This window comes from Ensifer adhaerens, assembly GCF_013283195.1.
In the GTDB taxonomy this organism is placed as follows: Bacteria; Pseudomonadota; Alphaproteobacteria; order Rhizobiales; family Rhizobiaceae; genus Ensifer; species Ensifer adhaerens_G.
In genome coordinates this window covers 633,713-651,855 of sequence record NZ_JABEKT010000001.1, presented here as the reverse complement: position 1 = coordinate 651,855, position 18,143 = coordinate 633,713, and the positions used below count along the sequence as shown (strand labels likewise).

At 62.9% G+C, this 18,143-nt stretch carries 21 protein-coding genes and 1 tRNA gene; 12 read left to right on the top strand and 10 right to left on the bottom strand.

The annotated features are described in order from the left end of the window. Window positions 1–16 precede the first annotated feature (16 nt). Window positions 17–1,843, top strand: coding sequence for a translation elongation factor 4 (gene lepA, locus LPJGGPFB_RS02995; protein ID WP_427857525.1), 1,827 nt, complete (start codon window positions 17–19; stop codon window positions 1,841–1,843). A 132-nt stretch (window positions 1,844–1,975) separates the two neighbouring features. Here lepA and LPJGGPFB_RS02990 read toward each other — a convergent pair whose 3' ends face one another. From LPJGGPFB_RS02990 to LPJGGPFB_RS02975, 4 genes are read right to left on the bottom strand one after another with little or no spacing between them, the layout of a single operon-like run. Then, window positions 1,976–2,467 carry a GNAT family N-acetyltransferase gene (locus tag LPJGGPFB_RS02990; RefSeq protein WP_427858193.1) on the bottom strand — a complete coding sequence of 164 codons (492 nt, stop codon included), beginning with the start codon at window positions 2,465–2,467 and terminating at the stop codon, window positions 1,976–1,978. 40 nt (window positions 2,468–2,507) lie between these two features. After that, entirely contained in the window at window positions 2,508–3,050 is a 543-nt protein-coding gene (locus tag LPJGGPFB_RS02985; RefSeq protein ID WP_173420933.1) for a sugar O-acetyltransferase, read from the bottom strand. Window positions 3,051–3,070: 20 nt separating this feature from the next. Next, window positions 3,071–3,550, bottom strand: coding sequence for a GFA family protein (locus LPJGGPFB_RS02980; RefSeq protein ID WP_173418667.1), 480 nt, complete (start codon window positions 3,548–3,550; stop codon window positions 3,071–3,073). Beyond that, window positions 3,550–4,305, bottom strand: coding sequence for a type 1 glutamine amidotransferase (locus tag LPJGGPFB_RS02975; RefSeq protein ID WP_173418666.1), 756 nt, complete (start codon window positions 4,303–4,305; stop codon window positions 3,550–3,552). Before LPJGGPFB_RS02975 ends, LPJGGPFB_RS02980 begins: the two co-directional genes overlap by 1 nt. Window positions 4,306–4,382: 77 nt before the next feature. On the opposite strand from LPJGGPFB_RS02975, the gene LPJGGPFB_RS02970 reads away from it, so the two are divergent. Together LPJGGPFB_RS02970 and rnk are read left to right on the top strand one after the other, a co-directional pair. Beyond that, on the top strand, window positions 4,383–4,520 hold the full coding sequence (locus LPJGGPFB_RS02970; protein ID WP_173418665.1) for a hypothetical protein: 138 nt from the start codon (window positions 4,383–4,385) through the stop codon (window positions 4,518–4,520). Between the two features lie 169 nt (window positions 4,521–4,689). Next, complete coding sequence (gene rnk, locus LPJGGPFB_RS02965) at window positions 4,690–5,097, top strand: nucleoside diphosphate kinase regulator (protein WP_173418664.1); 408 nt, start codon at window positions 4,690–4,692, stop codon at window positions 5,095–5,097. A 143-nt stretch (window positions 5,098–5,240) separates the two neighbouring features. Here the strand turns inward: rnk and LPJGGPFB_RS02960 are convergent, their stop codons facing one another. Continuing rightward, complete coding sequence (locus LPJGGPFB_RS02960) at window positions 5,241–5,696, bottom strand: DoxX family protein (RefSeq protein ID WP_173418663.1); 456 nt, start codon at window positions 5,694–5,696, stop codon at window positions 5,241–5,243. 298 nt (window positions 5,697–5,994) lie between these two features. On the opposite strand from LPJGGPFB_RS02960, the gene LPJGGPFB_RS02955 reads away from it, so the two are divergent. Both LPJGGPFB_RS02955 and LPJGGPFB_RS02950 read left to right on the top strand, forming a co-directional pair. After that, window positions 5,995–6,276 (top strand): Rdx family protein, encoded by a 282-nt coding sequence (locus LPJGGPFB_RS02955; protein WP_025425523.1) that lies wholly within the window; start codon window positions 5,995–5,997, stop codon window positions 6,274–6,276. 83 nt (window positions 6,277–6,359) lie between these two features. Then, window positions 6,360–6,704, top strand: coding sequence for a YqaA family protein (locus tag LPJGGPFB_RS02950; RefSeq protein ID WP_173420932.1), 345 nt, complete (start codon window positions 6,360–6,362; stop codon window positions 6,702–6,704). 4 nt (window positions 6,705–6,708) lie between these two features. On the opposite strand, the gene LPJGGPFB_RS02945 is transcribed toward LPJGGPFB_RS02950, so the two are convergent. Beyond that, entirely contained in the window at window positions 6,709–7,335 is a 627-nt protein-coding gene (locus LPJGGPFB_RS02945) for a ribonuclease D (RefSeq protein WP_173418662.1), read from the bottom strand. A gap of 111 nt (window positions 7,336–7,446) precedes the next feature. Between LPJGGPFB_RS02945 and LPJGGPFB_RS02940 the strand changes: the two genes are divergently transcribed. The 3 genes from LPJGGPFB_RS02940 (at window position 7,447) to LPJGGPFB_RS02930 (ending at window position 11,071) form a co-directional block, all read left to right on the top strand. Beyond that, window positions 7,447–7,758, top strand: a complete 312-nt coding sequence (locus LPJGGPFB_RS02940; RefSeq protein WP_173418661.1) for a hypothetical protein — start codon at window positions 7,447–7,449, stop codon at window positions 7,756–7,758. A gap of 141 nt (window positions 7,759–7,899) precedes the next feature. Continuing rightward, window positions 7,900–8,931, top strand: a complete 1,032-nt coding sequence (locus LPJGGPFB_RS02935; protein WP_173418660.1) for a hydroxyacid dehydrogenase — start codon at window positions 7,900–7,902, stop codon at window positions 8,929–8,931. Window positions 8,932–9,103: 172 nt separating this feature from the next. Next, window positions 9,104–11,071, top strand: a complete 1,968-nt coding sequence (locus LPJGGPFB_RS02930; protein WP_173418659.1) for an adenylate/guanylate cyclase domain-containing protein — start codon at window positions 9,104–9,106, stop codon at window positions 11,069–11,071. 21 nt (window positions 11,072–11,092) lie between these two features. Here LPJGGPFB_RS02930 and LPJGGPFB_RS02925 read toward each other — a convergent pair whose 3' ends face one another. Beyond that, window positions 11,093–12,043 carry an adenylate/guanylate cyclase domain-containing protein gene (locus tag LPJGGPFB_RS02925; protein WP_173418658.1) on the bottom strand — a complete coding sequence of 317 codons (951 nt, stop codon included), beginning with the start codon at window positions 12,041–12,043 and terminating at the stop codon, window positions 11,093–11,095. Window positions 12,044–12,179: 136 nt separating this feature from the next. Here LPJGGPFB_RS02925 and LPJGGPFB_RS02920 point away from each other — a divergent pair, with 136 nt between their 5' ends. Next, on the top strand, window positions 12,180–12,386 hold the full coding sequence (locus LPJGGPFB_RS02920; RefSeq protein WP_173418657.1) for a hypothetical protein: 207 nt from the start codon (window positions 12,180–12,182) through the stop codon (window positions 12,384–12,386). 5 nt (window positions 12,387–12,391) lie between these two features. On the opposite strand, the gene LPJGGPFB_RS02915 is transcribed toward LPJGGPFB_RS02920, so the two are convergent. Together LPJGGPFB_RS02915 and LPJGGPFB_RS02910 are read right to left on the bottom strand one after the other, a co-directional pair. Next, window positions 12,392–12,478, bottom strand: a tRNA-Leu gene (locus tag LPJGGPFB_RS02915). A 77-nt stretch (window positions 12,479–12,555) separates the two neighbouring features. Continuing rightward, window positions 12,556–13,983 carry a phosphomannomutase gene (locus tag LPJGGPFB_RS02910; RefSeq protein ID WP_173418656.1) on the bottom strand — a complete coding sequence of 476 codons (1,428 nt, stop codon included), beginning with the start codon at window positions 13,981–13,983 and terminating at the stop codon, window positions 12,556–12,558. 217 nt (window positions 13,984–14,200) lie between these two features. Between LPJGGPFB_RS02910 and LPJGGPFB_RS02905 the strand changes: the two genes are divergently transcribed. Both LPJGGPFB_RS02905 and LPJGGPFB_RS02900 read left to right on the top strand, forming a co-directional pair. After that, window positions 14,201–14,707: a BA14K family protein gene (locus tag LPJGGPFB_RS02905; protein ID WP_173418655.1), complete on the top strand. Its 507-nt coding sequence runs from the start codon at window positions 14,201–14,203 to the stop codon at window positions 14,705–14,707. A gap of 172 nt (window positions 14,708–14,879) precedes the next feature. Beyond that, complete coding sequence (locus LPJGGPFB_RS02900) at window positions 14,880–15,653, top strand: hypothetical protein (RefSeq protein WP_173418654.1); 774 nt, start codon at window positions 14,880–14,882, stop codon at window positions 15,651–15,653. On the opposite strand, the gene LPJGGPFB_RS02895 is transcribed toward LPJGGPFB_RS02900, so the two are convergent. After that, window positions 15,654–15,986, bottom strand: coding sequence for a DUF6665 family protein (locus LPJGGPFB_RS02895; protein ID WP_173418653.1), 333 nt, complete (start codon window positions 15,984–15,986; stop codon window positions 15,654–15,656). A 418-nt stretch (window positions 15,987–16,404) separates the two neighbouring features. On the opposite strand from LPJGGPFB_RS02895, the gene LPJGGPFB_RS02890 reads away from it, so the two are divergent. Then, window positions 16,405–18,012, top strand: coding sequence for a midas domain-containing protein (locus LPJGGPFB_RS02890; protein WP_173418652.1), 1,608 nt, complete (start codon window positions 16,405–16,407; stop codon window positions 18,010–18,012). The last annotated feature ends 131 nt before the right edge of the window (window positions 18,013–18,143 follow it).

The window sequence follows — 18,143 nt, the reverse complement described above, 5'->3', positions numbered from 1 at the left end:
CTGCTATATGCGGCCCATGAGCACAACATCTTCCAAGACGCCCCTGTCGCATATCCGTAACTTCTCGATCGTGGCCCATATCGACCACGGCAAATCGACGCTGGCCGACCGACTGATCCAGTCGACGGGCGGCCTTGCCGAGCGGGAAATGTCCGAGCAGGTGCTCGACAGCATGGATATCGAGCGCGAGCGCGGCATCACCATCAAGGCCCAGACCGTGCGTCTGCACTACAAGGCCAATGACGGCGAGACCTACGTGCTGAACCTCATCGACACGCCCGGCCACGTCGACTTCGCCTACGAAGTCTCGCGTTCGCTGTCGGCCTGCGAAGGTTCGCTGCTGGTCGTCGACGCCTCCCAGGGCGTCGAAGCCCAGACGCTCGCCAACGTCTACCAGGCGATCGACAACAACCACGAGCTCGTTACCGTGCTCAACAAGATCGACCTTCCCGCCGCCGAACCGGAGCGGATCAAGGAACAGATCGAGGAAGTGATCGGCATCGACGCGTCCGACGCCGTGCTGATCTCGGCAAAGACCGGCCTCGGCATTCCTGACGTCCTCGAAGCGATCGTCACCAAGCTGCCGGCGCCAAAGAGCGAGGGCGGCGATGCGGCTCCCCTGAAGGCGCTCTTGGTCGACAGCTGGTATGACACCTATCTCGGCGTCATGGTTCTCGTGCGCATCATCGACGGCACGCTGAAGAAGGGCATGACCATCCGCATGATGGGCACGGATGCCAAGTATTCCGTCGAACGCATCGGCGTGCTGACGCCGAAGATGGTGGCGATGGATGCGCTTGGCCCCGGCGAGATCGGCTTCATCACCGCCTCGATCAAGGAAGTGGCCGACACCCGCGTCGGCGACACCATCACCGAAGACAAGCGCCCGACCGCCAAGGCCCTGCCGGGCTTCAAGCCGGCGCAGCCGGTGGTGTTCTGCGGCCTGTTCCCGGTCGATGCCGCCGACTTCGAGGACCTGCGCTCGGCCATGGGCAAGCTGCGCCTCAACGACGCGTCGTTCTCGTTCGAAATGGAATCGTCCGCCGCTCTCGGCTTCGGCTTCCGCTGCGGCTTCCTCGGCCTGCTGCACCTCGAAATCATCCAGGAACGCCTGGAGCGCGAGTTCGACCTCGACCTGATCGCGACGGCGCCTTCGGTCGTCTACAAGCTGTTCATGACCGACGGCACCGAGCGCGAGCTGCATAACCCGGCCGACATGCCCGACGTCGTCAAGATCGCCGAGATCCACGAGCCGTGGATCCGCGCGACGATCCTGACGCCCGACGACTATCTCGGCGGCATCCTGAAGCTCTGCCAGGACCGGCGCGGCATCCAGATCGAGCTGACTTACGTTGGCACCCGCGCGATGCTGACCTACGATCTGCCGCTCAACGAAGTCGTGTTCGACTTCTACGACCGGCTGAAGTCGATCTCCAAGGGCTACGCCTCGTTCGACTACCAGATCACCGACCACAAGGAAGGCAACCTTGTGAAGATGTCGATCCTCGTCAACGGCGAACCGGTCGACGCGCTGTCGATGATGGTGCACCGGATGGCGGCCGAAAAGCGTGGTCGTGAAATGTGCGAGAAGCTCAAGGAGCTGATCCCGAAGCACATGTTCAAGATCCCGATCCAGGCGGCCATCGGCGGCAACGTCATTGCCCGCGAAACCATTTCAGCGCTCCGCAAGGACGTGACGGCCAAGTGCTACGGCGGCGACGCCACCCGCAAGCGCAAGCTTCTGGAAAAGCAGAAGGCCGGCAAGAAGCGCATGCGCCAGTTCGGCAAGGTGGAAATCCCGCAGGAAGCCTTCATCGCTGCGCTCAAGATGGGCGACGAGTAGCGGTTCGACTGCCGCTCCATCAACGTAGAGAACGGGCGACCTGAGGGTCGCCCGTTCTGTTTGATCCATGCATCGGCCAAGAGTGGGAACGCGTGAGCTAAACACGCACAAGCGGAAGCGGAAACGCTCGCCTCAGGTTTCGGTCAACAAGTACCGTTTGGAAACCCGATCCACCAGTCGGCCGCTTTTCAGCGGCACCGCCTTGTCGACCTTGTATTCGACGAAGCCCATCTTGCCGTAGTAGGCGAGGCCGCCGACATTGTCGGCGCGGATGGTGGCGTTGATCGCCGTCAGACCCAGCGCACGGGCATTGTCTTTCGTCGCGGCAAAGAGTGCCGTGCCGGCGCCGCGCACCTTGGCGTCGGGTCGGGAGAACGTGCCGATATCGGCCCAGCCCTCCGGCAATGCGTCATAGCGCTCGAGCGCCTGGAACGCGCAGGGGCGGCCATCCGTATCCTCGGCGACGAAGCAGCTGACGAAGCCCGGGCCGGCGAGATAATGCGCCGTGAAGCTTTCTGATGTGAACGGCGTTTCGTTGGCGGTGGTGCCGCCGATCCGGATGATCTCGTTGAGGAAGCTGCAGAGCTCCGGCACGTCGCCAGGGGTTGCCGGGCGCACCTTGATCGTTGCCATCTCGTCGACCACTAAAAATCTCCTTGTTGAATTATCGCTTGCCGGATGGCGGAAGAAGCCGCGCCGGGTTGCCGACAACGGTCGCACCGGCCGCCACGCCTCTCGTGACCACAGATCCGGCCCCGACGATGGCACCGTCGCCGATGGTTACACCCCCGAGGATGATGGCGCCGCCGCCGATCCAGACGTCCTTGCCGATCACGACCTGCCTCGCGATCTCGATGCCGCGGCTTCGAAGCGGCACGTCCTTGTGGTGCTCGGCACAATAGATCTGCACGCCTGGACCGAGCATCGAGCCTTCGCCGATCGAAATGCGACCGCTGTCGAGCATGGTGCAGCCGGCATTGAGATAGACGCGGGGGCCGAGCGATATGTTGATGCCATAGGAACAGTGAAACGGCGCCTCGATGAAGACATCGTCGCCAACGCTGGAAAAAAGCGCCCGGAGTGCTGGAGCCATCGAGCCACGCGCATCGGGGGCCATGGTGTTGTGCTGGTGCACGGCGTCACGCGCCCGCTGGCGCAGCCGCTCAAGCTCCGGATCGAGGCAGCAATACCATTCGCCCGCCGCCATCTTGTCGCGCTCGCCGACGCTCACGTCTTTGCCATTGCCTCGGCTGCTTCCCGCCGCGCCAGGCTCTCGGCCGGCCACAGCGTCTTCGTGTCGTAGTAGATCTCAAAGGCCGGGGCCCCACCTTGCAGCGACAGCCAGGAGACCTTCGAGCGGGTGAAGATATGGGCATCCGGCGGGAAATCCGATGGGCGATCGAGGCTTGCGATGCGCAGGAAGGCGAGCCAGCCGCGCCGACCGTAATCGCTCCAGAGCGCCGTCTGGCATTCAGCGCAGCGATAGACGTCGTGCGGACGGCCACTCTCGGTCGGCAGCGTCACAACGATGGGGTCGCCGGCCGTCAGCTCGATATTCTCCCGTTCGATGACGCCGTTGACGACGAAGGCGCTTCCGACCTGGCGCTGGCAATCGGTGCAATGGCAGCAATTGACGAACATCGGCTTGCGTTTCAGCCGGTAGCGGATCCGTCGGCAGAAACAGCCACCGTCAATCCCCTCGTCCATCAGCAGGCCTCCTCCAGCACCTCGTTGCTCGGCGCCGCGACAGAGGCATCTTCGCGCCTGATGGTGGCGACCCAGGCGCGCGCCAAGGCGAGGCCCGCTGCATTGGCCTTCTCGCCATGCCGCTTTGCATGGGCGGGATACTGCGCCAGCCAGGTCGGATCGAGGCGATTGATGGTCTGCGGGAACGAACGGTTCCAGTCTTCGACAAGATCCGTATCGGCCTCGAAGTGGAACTGCGTTCCATAGGCCGCACGCCCGACGCGAAATGCCTGATGCCGCGTTACGTCGTTTTCGGCAAGGTGCACGGCCTCTTCCGGAAGCGTGAAGGTATCGCCGTGCCACTGGAAGATCGGGAAGCTTTCGCCGACGGATGCCAGCACCGGATCGCTCTGCCCTTCGGTACGCACCCGCACCTCGTGCCAGCCGAATTCCTTGGCTTCACCGAGCAGGTTTTTCGCACCATAGGCACGCGCGAGCAGCTGGCTGCCGAGGCAGATGCCGAGCACGGAACGTTCGCTGTCGCCGAACCGGCGCATCAGAGCCGCGAGCTGCGGCAGGTAGGGGAAAGCCGCGTCATCAAGCGCGCTCTGCTCGCCGCCCAGCACCACCAGCGCATCGAAACCATCGGGTGTTTCCGGAACCGGGTCGCCGGCATAGGCGCGGCGAACCTCGATCTCCGCCTTGACCTCGCGAAGCGCCGTGCCGACCTGGCCGAGCTCGGTCTTCGCCATGTTTTCCACCACCAGTACCCGCATCAGAACCTTCCCTTCGCCGTCTCGGCTGAAGATTGAACACGACAGGCGTCTCGGTTCAAGAGGCGAGAAAGCACGCCATGCGCATTGCCAGGCAATCGGGCACGAAGCATCCGGGACTTGACTTCCGCGCCAAACTTTCCGACCTTCCCGGCATCATGATGCTCGCGATTTCTTCTCTTCGCTGCTTCCGGGTGTGCCCGATCGCAGGAACCTGACCCCAGCCCGGATGCTTGCGCTCTCCGGGTCAGGGGAGCCTTTCGCGTCGGCAAATGAGAACGCCCGTTCCCAGGCCGCGATCCGAGCGCCGAGTTTTTCCCGATAGAATTATCCTAGAACAGCAACGACGGCGCTCATGGCCCGTCGCAGAAAATGTCAGGTATCATCATGGCGACCACCGCCCGCAACAAGCTTCCCGCAATCATCATCAATGCCGAGGACCACAAGCGCCTGACGGCGCTTGCCTCTTCCGCCCTCGATCGCATTCCCGAAGTCGCCGAAGCGCTCCTGACGGAGCTCGAGCGGGCGCGCATTGCCCCGCCAGCAAAGCTCCCGGCCGACAGCGTGCAGATGGGGTCCACCGTCGCCTTCGAGGCCGACAATGGTTTTGCCAAGCAGGTGACGCTGGTCTATCCCGGCGAAGCCGATATCGAGGCTGGGCGCATTTCAGTTCTCACGCCGATCGGCGCGGCCCTGATCGGACTCTCCGTCGGCCAGTCGATCGACTGGCACGACCGCTCCGGCAAGGTTCACCGGATGACGATCCGCAACGTGACCGCCGCCGAGAAGGCCTGAACGTGTTGCTTCAACCGCCGGGTGGCGAAAATCCTCGCGGTGGCCGATGGGGAAGTTTGAGGATGCGCATCCCTTCCCCAAAAACGAGTCGAGGAGGCCGGTGGTCAAACCGCCCTCCCCGCATTTCACGAGGCAGAAGCCTGTCAGAACTGCTTGCCGAGTTTGGCGTCGACGGACTGGCTGTTGGCGCCGCGAATGGCAAAGAAGAACAGGATCGCTGCCCAGAGAATCGACTTCTCGGCACCGCCGAGGCCTTCTCCCTGCACGATGCCGTGGAAGTAGACGGTAACGAGCAGCACGATCGTGGCGGCGAAAGCGGCCGGGCGGGTGAAAAGGCCGATGGCGATCAGAATGCCGCCGAAGAACTCGGTCGCGGCAAGCAACGGCGACCAGAAGACGCCGGGATAAAAGCCGAGGCTTTCGACCATGCCGACGGCGCCGAAGGGATTGACGATCTTGCCGTAACCGTGAGTTACGAGCAGCACGCCGCACAGAACGCGCAGCAGCGTTTCAGCAAAGGTGTCGAGCGGCAGATAGATCTTTTCCAGTGCCGGCAGGATTGCACGGGGACGGGAAGTCGAAACGGTGGCATCAGTCATGGTTAAGTCCTCTTGGAGGTGGCTGCGACAATATGTGCAATGCAGCAATGTCTCGCCGGGCGCCTTTCCCTTTGCAAGGGTGCCATCGATAAAAACATGACTAATTCAGTTGACAAATATGTGAGAGGCGCGTGACCACAAGTTGCTGTCCGTCGTCGTGTCTGCGCAACAGACGGCCATTTTCGCCAAAGGACGCGGTAACGCCCGAAATTTACAGCCTATTTTTCTGCGCAGACAGGTTCCTGTCTTGCGGCGTTATGCAGTATGTTGCCGCGCACAAACCACCCGGGAAGCACAGATGGATGAGAAACCGCGGATAACCATTCTCTATTGCACGCAGTGCAACTGGCTTTTGCGCGCCGGCTGGATGGCGCAGGAGCTGCTGCAGACCTTCGGCCAATCGCTGGGCGAAGTGGCGCTCATTCCCGGCACCGGCGGCAATTTCGAAATCCGCGTCAATGACGAACTGATCTGGGAGCGCAAGCGCGACGGCGGTTTCCCAGGACCCAAGGAACTGAAGCAGCGCATCCGCGACATCATCGAGCCGGAGCGCGATCTCGGCCATACGGACAGGAGCTGATCCTGGATTTCGGCATTCTTGCTGGCGTTTTTTCGGCAGCCTTCCTCTCAGCGACACTTCTGTTCGGCATGTCGGAGGCGGCGATCGTCGCTGCGGCGCTTCATGGTGAAACGAGCCGTTTCGCCCTTTTCGTTGCGGCCACGGCCGGCAATGTGCTCGGCGCTGTCGTCAACTTCGTGCTTGGACGGTTTTTGATCCGCTTTGAGGGGCGACGCTGGTTCCCGATTTCGCCTGCAGCGCGACAGAAGGCGGAGACGCTGTTTGCGCGCTACGGCCAGCCGGTGCTGCTGCTCTCCTGGCTGCCCATTGTCGGCGATCCGCTGACGCTCGTCGCCGGGTTGCTGCGCATGCCTTTCGCGCTGTTCCTGGTGTTCGTGGCGATCGGCAAGGCAGCGCGTTACGGCGTCGTTCTCTGGCTGACACCCTGACGCTTCAGCTGTGTGCGAAAATATCGGTCTCGTCCCAGCCGAGCAGGTCGAGCTTGCAGCGGGTCGGAAGGAAGGTGAAGCAGGCATCCGCGTGCTCCATGCGGCCATCACGCAAGAGCCGCGCCGTCAGTTTTTCGCGCAGCGCATGCAGGTACAGCACGTCGGATGCGGCATATTCGAGCTGCGCCGGCGACAGGACCGCCGCCCCCCAGTCGGAGGACTGCTGCTGCTTGGAAATGTCGACGTCGAGCATTTCCTTGAGATTGTCCTTCAATCCGTGGCGGTCCGAATAGGTACGGGTCAGGCGGGAGGCGATCTTGGTGCAGAACACCGGCGTCGTCGTCACGCCGAAGGTGTGGAACAGCACGGCGATATCGAAACGGCCGAAATGAAAGATCTTCTGGCGCGCCGGGTCTTCGAGCATGGCGACGAGGTTCGGCGCCTCCTTTTGGCCGGCGGCAATCCGGATCACGTCGGCCGTGCCGTCTCCCGGTGAAAGCTGGACCACGCAGAGCCGGTCACGGCGGGGGACAAGGCCAAGCGTTTCGGTGTCGATAGCAATCGCGCCTCTGTAGCGAGCGGCATCGGCTGCGGAAATATCGCCTTCGTGAAACCGTATTGCATTCGCCATCGAAAATCCCCAGATGAAACGGAAGTGGTGTCGCCTATAGCGCAAGTTGGGTTCTGGCGAAACCGTGTCATGGCACCTCCCTGCGGGTGCTGTCTTCGAAAGCTCGCATTGATGACATCCCGCCGCCCTGCCCTCGCTCTTTCAGTCCTCACCGTCGCTTTTGGCCTCTTCACCATGCCGGCGCTGGCACAGAACTATACGGATCTGCCGGGCGTGCGCCCTATGGATCCTCTGAACGACAACGGCGACAAGGTGGTGTGCGAACAGTCGCTGATCGACCGCGACTATCCGTTCGAATCGAGTTCACGCGGCGGACCGCGATACGACACGATCTACAATTGCCGCCGCGGCGACGGTCCGGTGTTCCAGGGTACCGATCTGCCACCGTCGCTCTACCGGCAGAAGCGCGGGCTCGGCTACTGAAGCAACGTAGCCGCCTTCAATGAAGCCGCTTGAAGGAGAGATGCTCCGGGCCATTCCGGCTCGCGCTTGGCAAGGCGTGGATTTGTTCCTAGAAATTTGAAAGAGGAAACGCGGGGGCCATGCCTTCGCCGAGGAGGAACAATGCTCGACACCAACCGGCCGCTTGCCATCAGCGTGCCCGCGCCCCGCACGCTCGACCTGATCTTCACGGACGACGCCCTCAAGCAGTTGCACGCGCGCTACCGCATCGTCGAAGTCGACCCCGAAGATATCGCCGGCCTCGGCGACGAAGTGCTGTCACAGGCACGCTACATCATCGGCCAGCCGCCGCTCGATCACGATACGCTGCGGCGGATGCCGAAGCTGCGCGCCATTCTCAACGTCGAGAGCAACCTGATCAACAACATGCCCTACGACGTGCTGTTCGAACGCGGTATTCACGTGGTCACGACCGGCCAGGTGTTTGCCGAGCCGGTGGCAGAACTGGGGCTCGCCATGGCCCTCAACATCGCGCGCGGCATCGTCGAGGCCGATGTCGCCTTTCGCGACGGCCGGGAGCTTTGGGGCGGAGACGGCAATCGCTCGGCGCGGCTCTTGTCCGGCGCGGACATCGGCATTATCGGCTTCGGGGACCTGGGCAAGGCGCTGAACCGGGTGCTTTCAGGCTTCCGCGCGAAAATCCGCGTCTTCGATCCCTGGATGCCAGCCTCGATCCTCAGGGAAAATGGCGTCGAGCCGGCGGCGCTCGAAACCGTGCTAACGGAAAGTGATTTCGTCTTCGTCGTCGCCTCGGTCACCAGCGAAAATGAGGGTTTTCTCGGCGCAAGGGCTTTTGCCAGCATGCGTCCAGGTGCGGCCTTCATCCTGCTCAGCCGTGCCGGCGTCGTCGATTTCGACGCACTGATGTCGGCCGTCGAAAGCGGACACATCGTTGCGGCCAGCGACGTGTTTCCGCAAGAGCCGCTGCCGCTCGACCACAAGGTACGCCGCCTGCCCGGCTTCCTGCGCTCGGCACACCGGGCGGGCGCGCTCGACAGCGCCTTCAAGAAGATGGGCGACATGGTACTGGAAGACATGGACCTGATGGACCGAGATCTGCCGCCGATGCGCTGCAAGCGCGCCGAGCGCGAAACGGTGGCGCGGATGCGCTCCAAGCCGGTGACGGTCAACTGAGCCACCGTTTTTCACGTGTGGATTTCGGCGGGTTCGTTCCTCCCGCCGATTAACGTGTTTTATGGGAATTGCATATAGAGTTCAACGTAACGGCGACATGCGCGTCATCGGCACACGCAAAAGGCGCCGGAACAGTACAAACCGTAGGGTAGAGCGAAACCAGAGGCCCGTAATGGCAGACAAGGCGCCCGACGCTCGACAAAGCAGAACAGGCGATGGCTGGAACAGTTCGCTGCGGTCACTGTTCAGCCTGGTTATGGTCGCCATGCTGATCGCCGTTTCCACGATCCTCGTCGGACTTGACTATAACCGCTCGCGCAATGCCGCGATCGCGGATGCAGAGGCCAATATGCATGGCTTCATGAGCCGGTTGGTCGACCGGCTGGGCGTTCTCTCAGGTGATACCTCCGCACTCGTCAGCCTCGTCTCATCGGTTGCCAACTCCTTCCTCGTGCCGCCACCGGAGCGGATGAACGACAAGGTGGCGGTCCTGCGCGAGGGCATTACCCGTTCGCCACATATCGACGGTGTCTATGTCGGCTACCCCGACGGCGCCTTCTTTCAGATGGTCGACCTCAAGCAGGTCGCATGGCGCGTGGCACTCGATGCGCCGCGCGGCGCGGCCATTGCCGTGCGCTCGATGGAAAAGGATGCAAGCAGCAATCCCCTCCAGCGGGTGCTCTTCCTGGACAAGGACGGTACGCAATTCTCCGAACGGCTCGTGCCGCCCTCAGGCTTCGACCCACGAACCAGGCCCTGGTATCGAGCGGCCGTAAACGGAAAGGCTGCGGTTTCGATCGGCCCCTACGAAAGTGCCACGACCGAAACGCTTGAAATGACGATCTCGCAGGCCCATCGCGGCAATCCGCAGATCGTCATTGGCGCCGACGTCGTCCTCGATACGATCACCGACTTCCTCGCCCGCGAGCGGCTGACGGCGGGCTCGGTCTCTTTCATTCTCGATGCCGTCGGTAAACCGATCATCCATTCCGACCGGGTGATGATGCGACGCATCATGGCGGCAAAGGATAAGGATGGGCCGATCGTTCAGGCTGAGAGCGACCCCCTGATCAAGAGCATCCGTCTCAATCCGCCAGCGCCCGGCAAGGCCGACTTCGTCGAAGTCGGAGACCGAACCTATCTCGTCATGGTGACGCCGCTCGAATCCGCGCTGCTTCTCTCCGGCAACCGCGCCGTGGTGGCCGCACCGCTCGACGAGCTCATGGCCGACGCCAACAGGACGCTGGTCCAGGGACTGGCCATATCCGGCGCCGTCGTCGCGCTTGCCGTGCTGTCGTCGCTCGTGCTTGCGCACCTGATCACCAAATCGCTCAACCAGCTGACCGCCAGCGCCAACCGGCTGCAGGACCTGGACTTCACCACGCCAATCGACGTGTCGTCGCATGTCAGCGAGATCTCCACCCTCGGCGGCGCGATGAACCGCGCGCGCGACGCGATCTTCACCTTCGCGCTCTACGTCCCGAGGGAACTGGTGCGCAAGGGCATCGAATCCGGTCAGTTCAGTGGCCGCGCGGCCTGGCGCCAGGAGGTGACGGCGCTTTTCACCGACATCTACGACTTCACCACCTTGAGCGAGCAGCACGCGCCGGAAGAGGTGGTGGCGATGCTTTCGGAATATTTCGACATCTTCAGCGAAGTGGTCGATGCCCATGACGGCACGATCATCCAGTTCCTCGGCGATTCGGTCTTTGCCATGTGGAACGCGCCTGCCGCTGATGAGCGCCATGCGGAAAATGCCTGTCGTTGCGCACTGGCGGTCGAGGCACGGCTGCAGGTGTTCAACGACGCGCAGCGCAGGAAGGGATTGCCGGAGTTCCGTACCCGCTTCGGCATTCACACCGGCACCGCCGTCGTCGGCAGCGTCGGCGCGAAAGAGCGGCTGCAATACACGGCCATGGGCGACACGGTGAACGTCGCCTCGCGGCTCGAAGGCATGAACAAGAACTACGGCACGACAATCATGGCAAGCGATGCCGTAGTCGCCCAGGCATCCGATGCGATCACCTTCCGGCCTCTCGGCACTGCGCAGGCCAAGGGGCGCGCCACGGCGCTGGAAATCTACGAGGTGGTCAGCGCGCGCCCGGTTGTCGAGGCAACGCCGCCGGAAGCGCCCTCCTGACGGGCTGGACTGCTCGCTCGGTCAAAACTTCGCACCATCTCTCCCGCGCATGACCCAACGGATGCCGGCGGCAACAGCGATGGCAAGCAGCGGCCACACCGCCCAGAACACTCCCCGCCAGGACAGGACATTGATTGCGACGAGCGTCAGACCAACTATCGCGAGCGTGCCAATCACCCGGTCTATCCTGTTGTTTGCCCGCACCCATTCCAGGGCAGCGACGACCGCAAGTCCCAGAAGTGGCCAGGTCGCCCAGAACACACCGCGCCAGCTCAACAGATTGAGCGCGACGAGGCCGGCTCCGATCACGGCCAGCGCGCCCAGAAGCTTGCCGGTCAGGCTCGTCGGTCTGGCGGTGGTTTCGACAGGTACCAGTGCGGGCTGAACGGGACGCTCGACCGGCCGCCCCCATTCGCCCCCAGGGTCCGATCCGCCCGCGGCGTCATCGGCCGCGCCGATGCGCACGGCGTAGCTCGGCACGCCGCCGTCGATGTTCTTGACCTCGAGCTGGCCCAAGAATTCGAAGCCGACGGCAACCTTGTTGCGCACCTGGTCGTAGACTGTATTGGAAATCACGATGCCGCCGGCGGGGGCGGAGGCCTGCAGGCGCGCGGCCACGTTGACGCCATCGCCGTAGATGTCGTCATCCTCGGTGATCACGTCTCCGAGGTTGATGCCGATACGAAAAAGCATCGGCGCGCTGTCTGCGCTTTTCGCGTTGTATCCGGCAAGCTCGCTCTGGACGTCGATCGCCGCGCGCAAAGCCTCGACGACACTCGGGAAATCGGCGATCAGCCCATCGCCCCAGGTATTGATGACCCGGCCGCCATGCGCCTCGATCAGGCGTGTCATGGCATCCCGGTACCGCTTGAGAGTGGCAAGCGTACCCTCCTCGTCCGCACGCATCAGGCGGGAGTAGTCCTGGACGTCAGCGGAGAAGATGGTCGTCAGCTTGCGACGCGTTTCAGCCATCACGGTTGATCCTCGCTTGAAATCCGCCGCCGCAGCGGATCATGAGATAGTAGTGAGCCTGACACGGATCGCAAGATGCGCCGCCACAAGGGCCCTCCTGAAGGATGAACGACCCACGACCGCGCAAGAACACCAGATGCTTCGAAACGGCGCCTGTGGCGTGCTGGCAGGCCCGCAAACCCGATGCAGCAACGCAGCCTCGACTGCGCCGCTTCGGGCGCACGAAACAGGCCACTTTTCATCAGGGAAACTGGTGGTGATGCCGTCGGGGCAGGCCAAAAGCCAGAAACGAAAAAACCCCGGCAAGCCGGGGTTTTTCAAACCAAAACAAATGTTTGGTTAAAGGAATGGTGCCCAGAAGAGGACTCGAACCTCCACACCCTTTCGAGTACCAGCACCTGAAGCTGGCGCGTCTACCAATTCCGCCATCTGGGCGACGAGCGGGGGTGTAAAAGGCCCGAGCCGAAGTGTCAACAGGCATTTTGAAGTTTTCGTGTCAGGACGCAAAAAAGTCAGTTTGGTGTCGCTTTTGCCCAGGACCTGATTGTGGAAAGTCCTTGAGCAAGCAGCTCTTCCGCCTCTGCCGCCGTTTCGGCCTCGACATAGCAGCGCATCTCCGGTGCGTTTCCGGATGGGCGGAAGTGGATGGTGCGACCATCGGCGAGGGTCACGCGCAGGCCGTCGATGTCGCTGACCGCGGCCGGACGACCGATCGGAGCGAGGAACTCGCCGAGATTTTCTGCCCCACCCCGCAGATGCGCCATAAGGCGTGCACTGGTTTCCACCGGGAAGTTTTCCAGCCGGTCACTGAGCGCGACCGGAAGGCGATAGGACGCCGCCAGCGCCGAGAGGGTCATCCGGCGCTCGGCCGCGCGTGCAAGCAGCGCAAGGATCGGCAGGAAGCTGTCGCGGGTGGGCAGGGCCTTGAGGACGCCATTGCCAACCGAGAAATCACTCGCCGTCAGCGTACCGCCGTTCGCCTCGAAGCCGGCGACCTTCGTCGCGCCCTCGCGGACCGCTTGCGCCATCCCGGCAATCACATAGGGCGAGCCGACACGGGTGCGGACGACCGACAGCCCCTCGGCCCGCTCGAGGCCGGAGTTGGAGGTAACCGGCGTCACGGCCACCTGCGCGCCGAGGAACTCGCAGGCGACAAGACCCAAGAGGTCGCCGCGCAGCGGTGCGCCTTTCTCGTCGGCCACCAGCGGTCGGTCGCCATCGCCATCGGCCGAGACGATCGCATCCAGGCCATGTTCCGGCGCCCAGGCGGCAAGCCTGGAAAGCGTTTCAGACGAAACGGCCTCGGTATCGACAGGCACGAAATCCTCGGAACGCCCCAAGGCCACCGTCTCAGCACCATAAAACGAGAGCACATCGACCAGGAGGTCGCGGGCGACGGTGCTGTGTTGATAGACGCCGATGCGCAGACCGGCAAGCGAGCCCGGCGGCAACAGATCCCGGTTGCGCTGAAGGAACTGCTCTGCGGCCAACGACACATGGTCCTCTCCCACGCCAGCCGAAGGCACGGCCTCGCCGACGATCGCATCGGCAAGAGCGCTGATCGCCAGTTCGTCGTTCTTGTCGATTTCACCGTCCGGCCGGTAAAACTTGATGCCGTTGCGGTCGGCGGGAATATGCGAACCGGTGATCATCAGGCCCGCGGCCTGATGGACAAGACCATAGAGGGCCAGTGCCGGGGTCGGCACAGTACCGCAGTCGAAGACGCGAAACCCTTCGCTCTTCAGAGCGTCGGTGCATACGGCCGCGATTTCGGGGCTGGAATCGCGAAAATCGCGGGCAATCAGGATCGGATCCCCCGCCTTCGCCTGCCCGGAGGCGATCAGGTGCCGCGCGAAGGCCTTCGCATAGCGTGCAGACGGCTCGCCCGTCAGCTCTTCCGACAGGCCGCGCAGGCCGCTGGTACCGAACTTCAATTGCATCTCATACTCCGTGATCGCTGACGACCGGCAATAGCAAGAATAACAGTGACATGGCAAACGTTCCGGCGCACCCTACATCCGAAGACAGAAGGAGTAAAAATCCGGCGGCTGGCCAAACGGATCCGCTCGGTTTCGCCATGAATAAACCAAGAAAAAGACACGTAATGTGAAGCAGGGACACAACCTGAAAGCAACCCTTTCGGAAAGTGAGGAAAGCATGACGGGATTTCGGAATTTCGTTATCGGCTGCGCCCTGGCCGCCGCCTCTCTGGCGACCCCGGCCGGACCCGCCCGGGCCATGCCGCTGCAAGCAAGCGACGTTCAGATCAAGGTGCAAGGCGACGTCCAGAACGCACAATACTATCCGTACAGGCGATACGGAGGCGTCATGTATCCCAACGGCTGGGGCCGCGGCGGTTGGGGCGGCGGATGGGGACCTGGCTACTACGGCGGTGGATGGAACTCCTACTACCGGCCGGGCTTCAGCCTCTATTTCGGGCAGAGCTACGGCGGCTACTACAACAACTACCCCCGCTACTACGACGACTACTATCCACGCCGCTATTATCGGGAGCGCTACTACTATCGCGACAACTATGTTCGCCGCGGCTATAGCGCCCATGTGAACTGGTGCCTGTCGCGCTATCGCTCCTACAATCCGGCAACCAACCGGTTCCTTACCTACAGCGGCGTCTATCGCGCCTGCTACTCGCCCTATCGATAGCTCACGCCCTGGCGGCGCAGCGACCGCGTTGCGCCGCTTCCCCCCGATCCGGCATAGTGGCCGATTTCTTGGCCGATATCTGGGCCGATATCTGGGAATGACAGGTTAAGCTGCAATTAACCTCGCCATCTTACCGTTTCATAACGTTCGCAACTTTTGCCGGAATGAAACGATGCTGCTGCCCACCCAGCAATCCAGCGCCACCGCAACGACCAATCTGGTCGGTTCGATCCTGAAGGATATCGAGAAGCGTCAGGCGGAAGAGGAAGAGAAGGCCAAGGGCACCAAGGACGACAAGATCCTGAAGGCTCAGGTCAAATCGGACGACGCCCAGAAAGCGGCCAACACCAAGATCAACGATCACTTCTTCAATCAGGCTGGAAACGATGCCAACAGCAACCGGATGGTGCTCATCCGAGAAGTCGGCGCGTTCTTCGATCTGAAGCGTGAGGACTTCAAGTCCGATTTCGCCTTCGGCAGCGCCTTGGAAAAGATCGTCGAAAAGCTGCCGACGGATATGCTTCGCGACATCGAGAAGCAGCTGGGACTGACGAATATCGACATCTCGCTGACCGAGCTCGTCGATGCGATCAAGGATCCGCAGGGTAGCCAGGGCAAGAAGCTGCAGGACGCGCTCGACAGCAAGGGCACCCAAAAGGCCGGCCACAGCAGCGACGCGGCCAAGGCGATCCAACGCCTTGCGGATGCGGCGGAGGTGACGTCGCTGGATGAGCTGCAGCTGGACAGTCTGACGAGCGATCCGACGCGCGTTGCCGACGCGGAGACTCTGGCCGAGCAGCAGAAGGAACTGCAAGCGCTCGAGGCCAAAGACAATCTGGAAGACGTGCGTGACGCCCGCGAGGCCGAAGCCGAGCGCCCGCTGCCAGTCCGGATCGACGAGATCGGCCTCTACAGTCTCGCCAGCCAGGCGCTGTTCGCCGCCTGATCACTTTCGACGGACAATCCCCAATCTCGCCATCACCGCCTTGGGGATGCCGTAGCGCCGCACAGCATCGCGACTGTCGCGCAGGCCGCAGATCTCGCGCTGGATAAAAAACGCCCAGACGGCGTCAGCCGCATCGTCGAGCAACCGCTCGCGCAATTCCGGTGGGCTTTCCTTCCCCGCGACCGCCTGCAAGGCGGCGATCGCCTTTTCGACCTTGAGGCCGTGCCGCCCGAGCGCGTCGGCGCGCTCCGATAGCAGTTCGTATTCGAGAGCGCTGATGGCGCCGGAAGCGAAATGGGATGGGCTGAGCGATTTTGGAGGGCGAACAGTCATCCGAAACTCCATGGCATGGACTTGGGATAGCGCTGCGCACCGACCAGGGTGCACAATGGCGACGGCAGTGCCCGATCTTGCCGCCAGATCGGTCCCGATGCAAAGGGATCGTGCACGACCCTGGCTGGCGGCGATGGCCTCTACAAGGCTTCCCAAGGGCATGGGCTGCCTCGTTGCATGGTTAAGATTTTATAAACTTATCTCACCTAACGTCGAAGCATCATGCCGATTCCCGTATCCGCAGCCAAGCTGCGGCAAGTCTGGCCGATTGGCCGAGACGCGCATGAGGCGCCAGCCCGAATAGAACAGCCAATCTCTACGGCGGATATCGAATTGGTCCGTCGAAACGCATGGAATCTGGATGCCGCCTGCCGACGGTGGCGCTTCAACCCGAGGGTCAAGCGAGAGGGAGACCAGAATGCTGACACCCATTCTCACGGTCAGAACCGCGACCGGGCCAGCCGAAGAGGCGAGCACGCGGCCCCAGCAGCCGTCAGCCCCCCTTACGGCCGCACAACGGGGCGAAGCGATACAGAAGATCCTCGATGCGCTGACCCGGCATCTGGCCGGCCGCGAGATCCTTTCCAAGGACGCCCTCGTGCGGCTGATGGAGGACCTCGCCCGCATTCTGAAATTTCCGCCGCTGCCGCAGGAGGGCGGACGCGACTTCGTGCGTCGACTCGTCACTTTTCTCGAATCCATGCCGATGCCGGAACGCGTGGCGCTTGAGCGGCAGCTGGGCGGGCGGAACCTGGCGCTGCGAGTCGGTATCCTCGCTGATCTGCCGGCCATCCGAAACGGCGCAGCATCGCCGCCCACGGGCGCTGCGTTGCCCAGCCTCCGCAACCCGCCCTTGCAGCCGGCCATTCCGCTGCATCTCGCCGCCGCCCGGAGCCCGGTCGCAAGCGAGGTCGCGTTGCTGCAGTCCGTGCTGAAGAAGACCTTTGGGGTCGGCAGCGAGAATGACGCGTCGGGCCTGGTGACCGAGGAGGCGGAGGCGAAGCTGCCTGCCGAGGGCGAGGCAACGGCACGGCGACAGACCGTGCCGGAGCGATCGGAGCCGAGAACAATACCCGGCCGACCGCCATCACTGGACGGCCCGGAGATCGAATCCCTGACCGCCACCATCAATGGAGAGACCGATCCCGACGTCGTCGATCCGGAGGCCGGCGCCGACAAGGCTCGGCTCGGTGAAGAGGAAAATGCGCCAGCGCAGCCTGCCACGGCCGCCGACGACGGCGATTTGCCGCTAAAGGCCAGAGAAGCGGAGGCACGCAATGGCGCTGCGCGGACGGATGCCGGCAGCGAGGCGGGTCACGCCGACGAAGACCAGGAGCCGGACGGCACCTATCGCCCGCACCCCGATGGCGAGGACCATCTGCAGAACGACAGGGCAGCGACACGCAGCGACCAGAGCCGCACGGATCGTGCGCTTTCCGACGCGTTGAAGGTGATCGTGCGCGACGCGCTGGGTCTGCCCGGAGAACCTGCAGGTGCAGATGCGCCCGAAACGATCCCATCCGAATTCGAAAGCGCCGAAGCAAAGGCAGCGGCTAGCCTCCCAGAGGCGGAGGGCGCAGAGACGGGTCGCCCAAACCCGCTGCGACCACGCGACGCGACTGCAGGCGCCGAGCTTGCCGCTCTGAGCGTTGCGGACGACGATACGGAGCAATCAGGCCCCGCGGGTGCCACGGCCACCCAGCGCCCCCAGAAGGCGGTTGAAGACCAGGCAATGCAGCAGGCAATCGCGCGGCTGATCGAGAACGGCCTGCCGCGCGAAGCGATCCCGTTTGCGATGATCCCCTATCCGATCTCAGTTGAGGACGTGAGGAACGAGGCGGAAAAGAGCGAACGGGAAGAAGGCAGAGGCGACGGCGAGAGCGCACAGGACGACGGCGAGGCAACGCAGGACGAAGCCACGCGGGACGGGCAGCGGACGGAAGACGGCGGAGGCGAAACGGGCGACGAACAGACCGATGAGCCCGATGTCTACGAGCTCTATCGCAAGCTCGGCGGTCTCGGCTGACCCTTACATTGAACGTTCAGAGCGCCGTGCGCCCGGAAGAACACAACGGCGACGCTCCAGCAATTTGATCACCTGAAGTCGGATGCGCTCGACCGGATCAATTGCAAGGACAATGCGCTGCATGCAGCCAT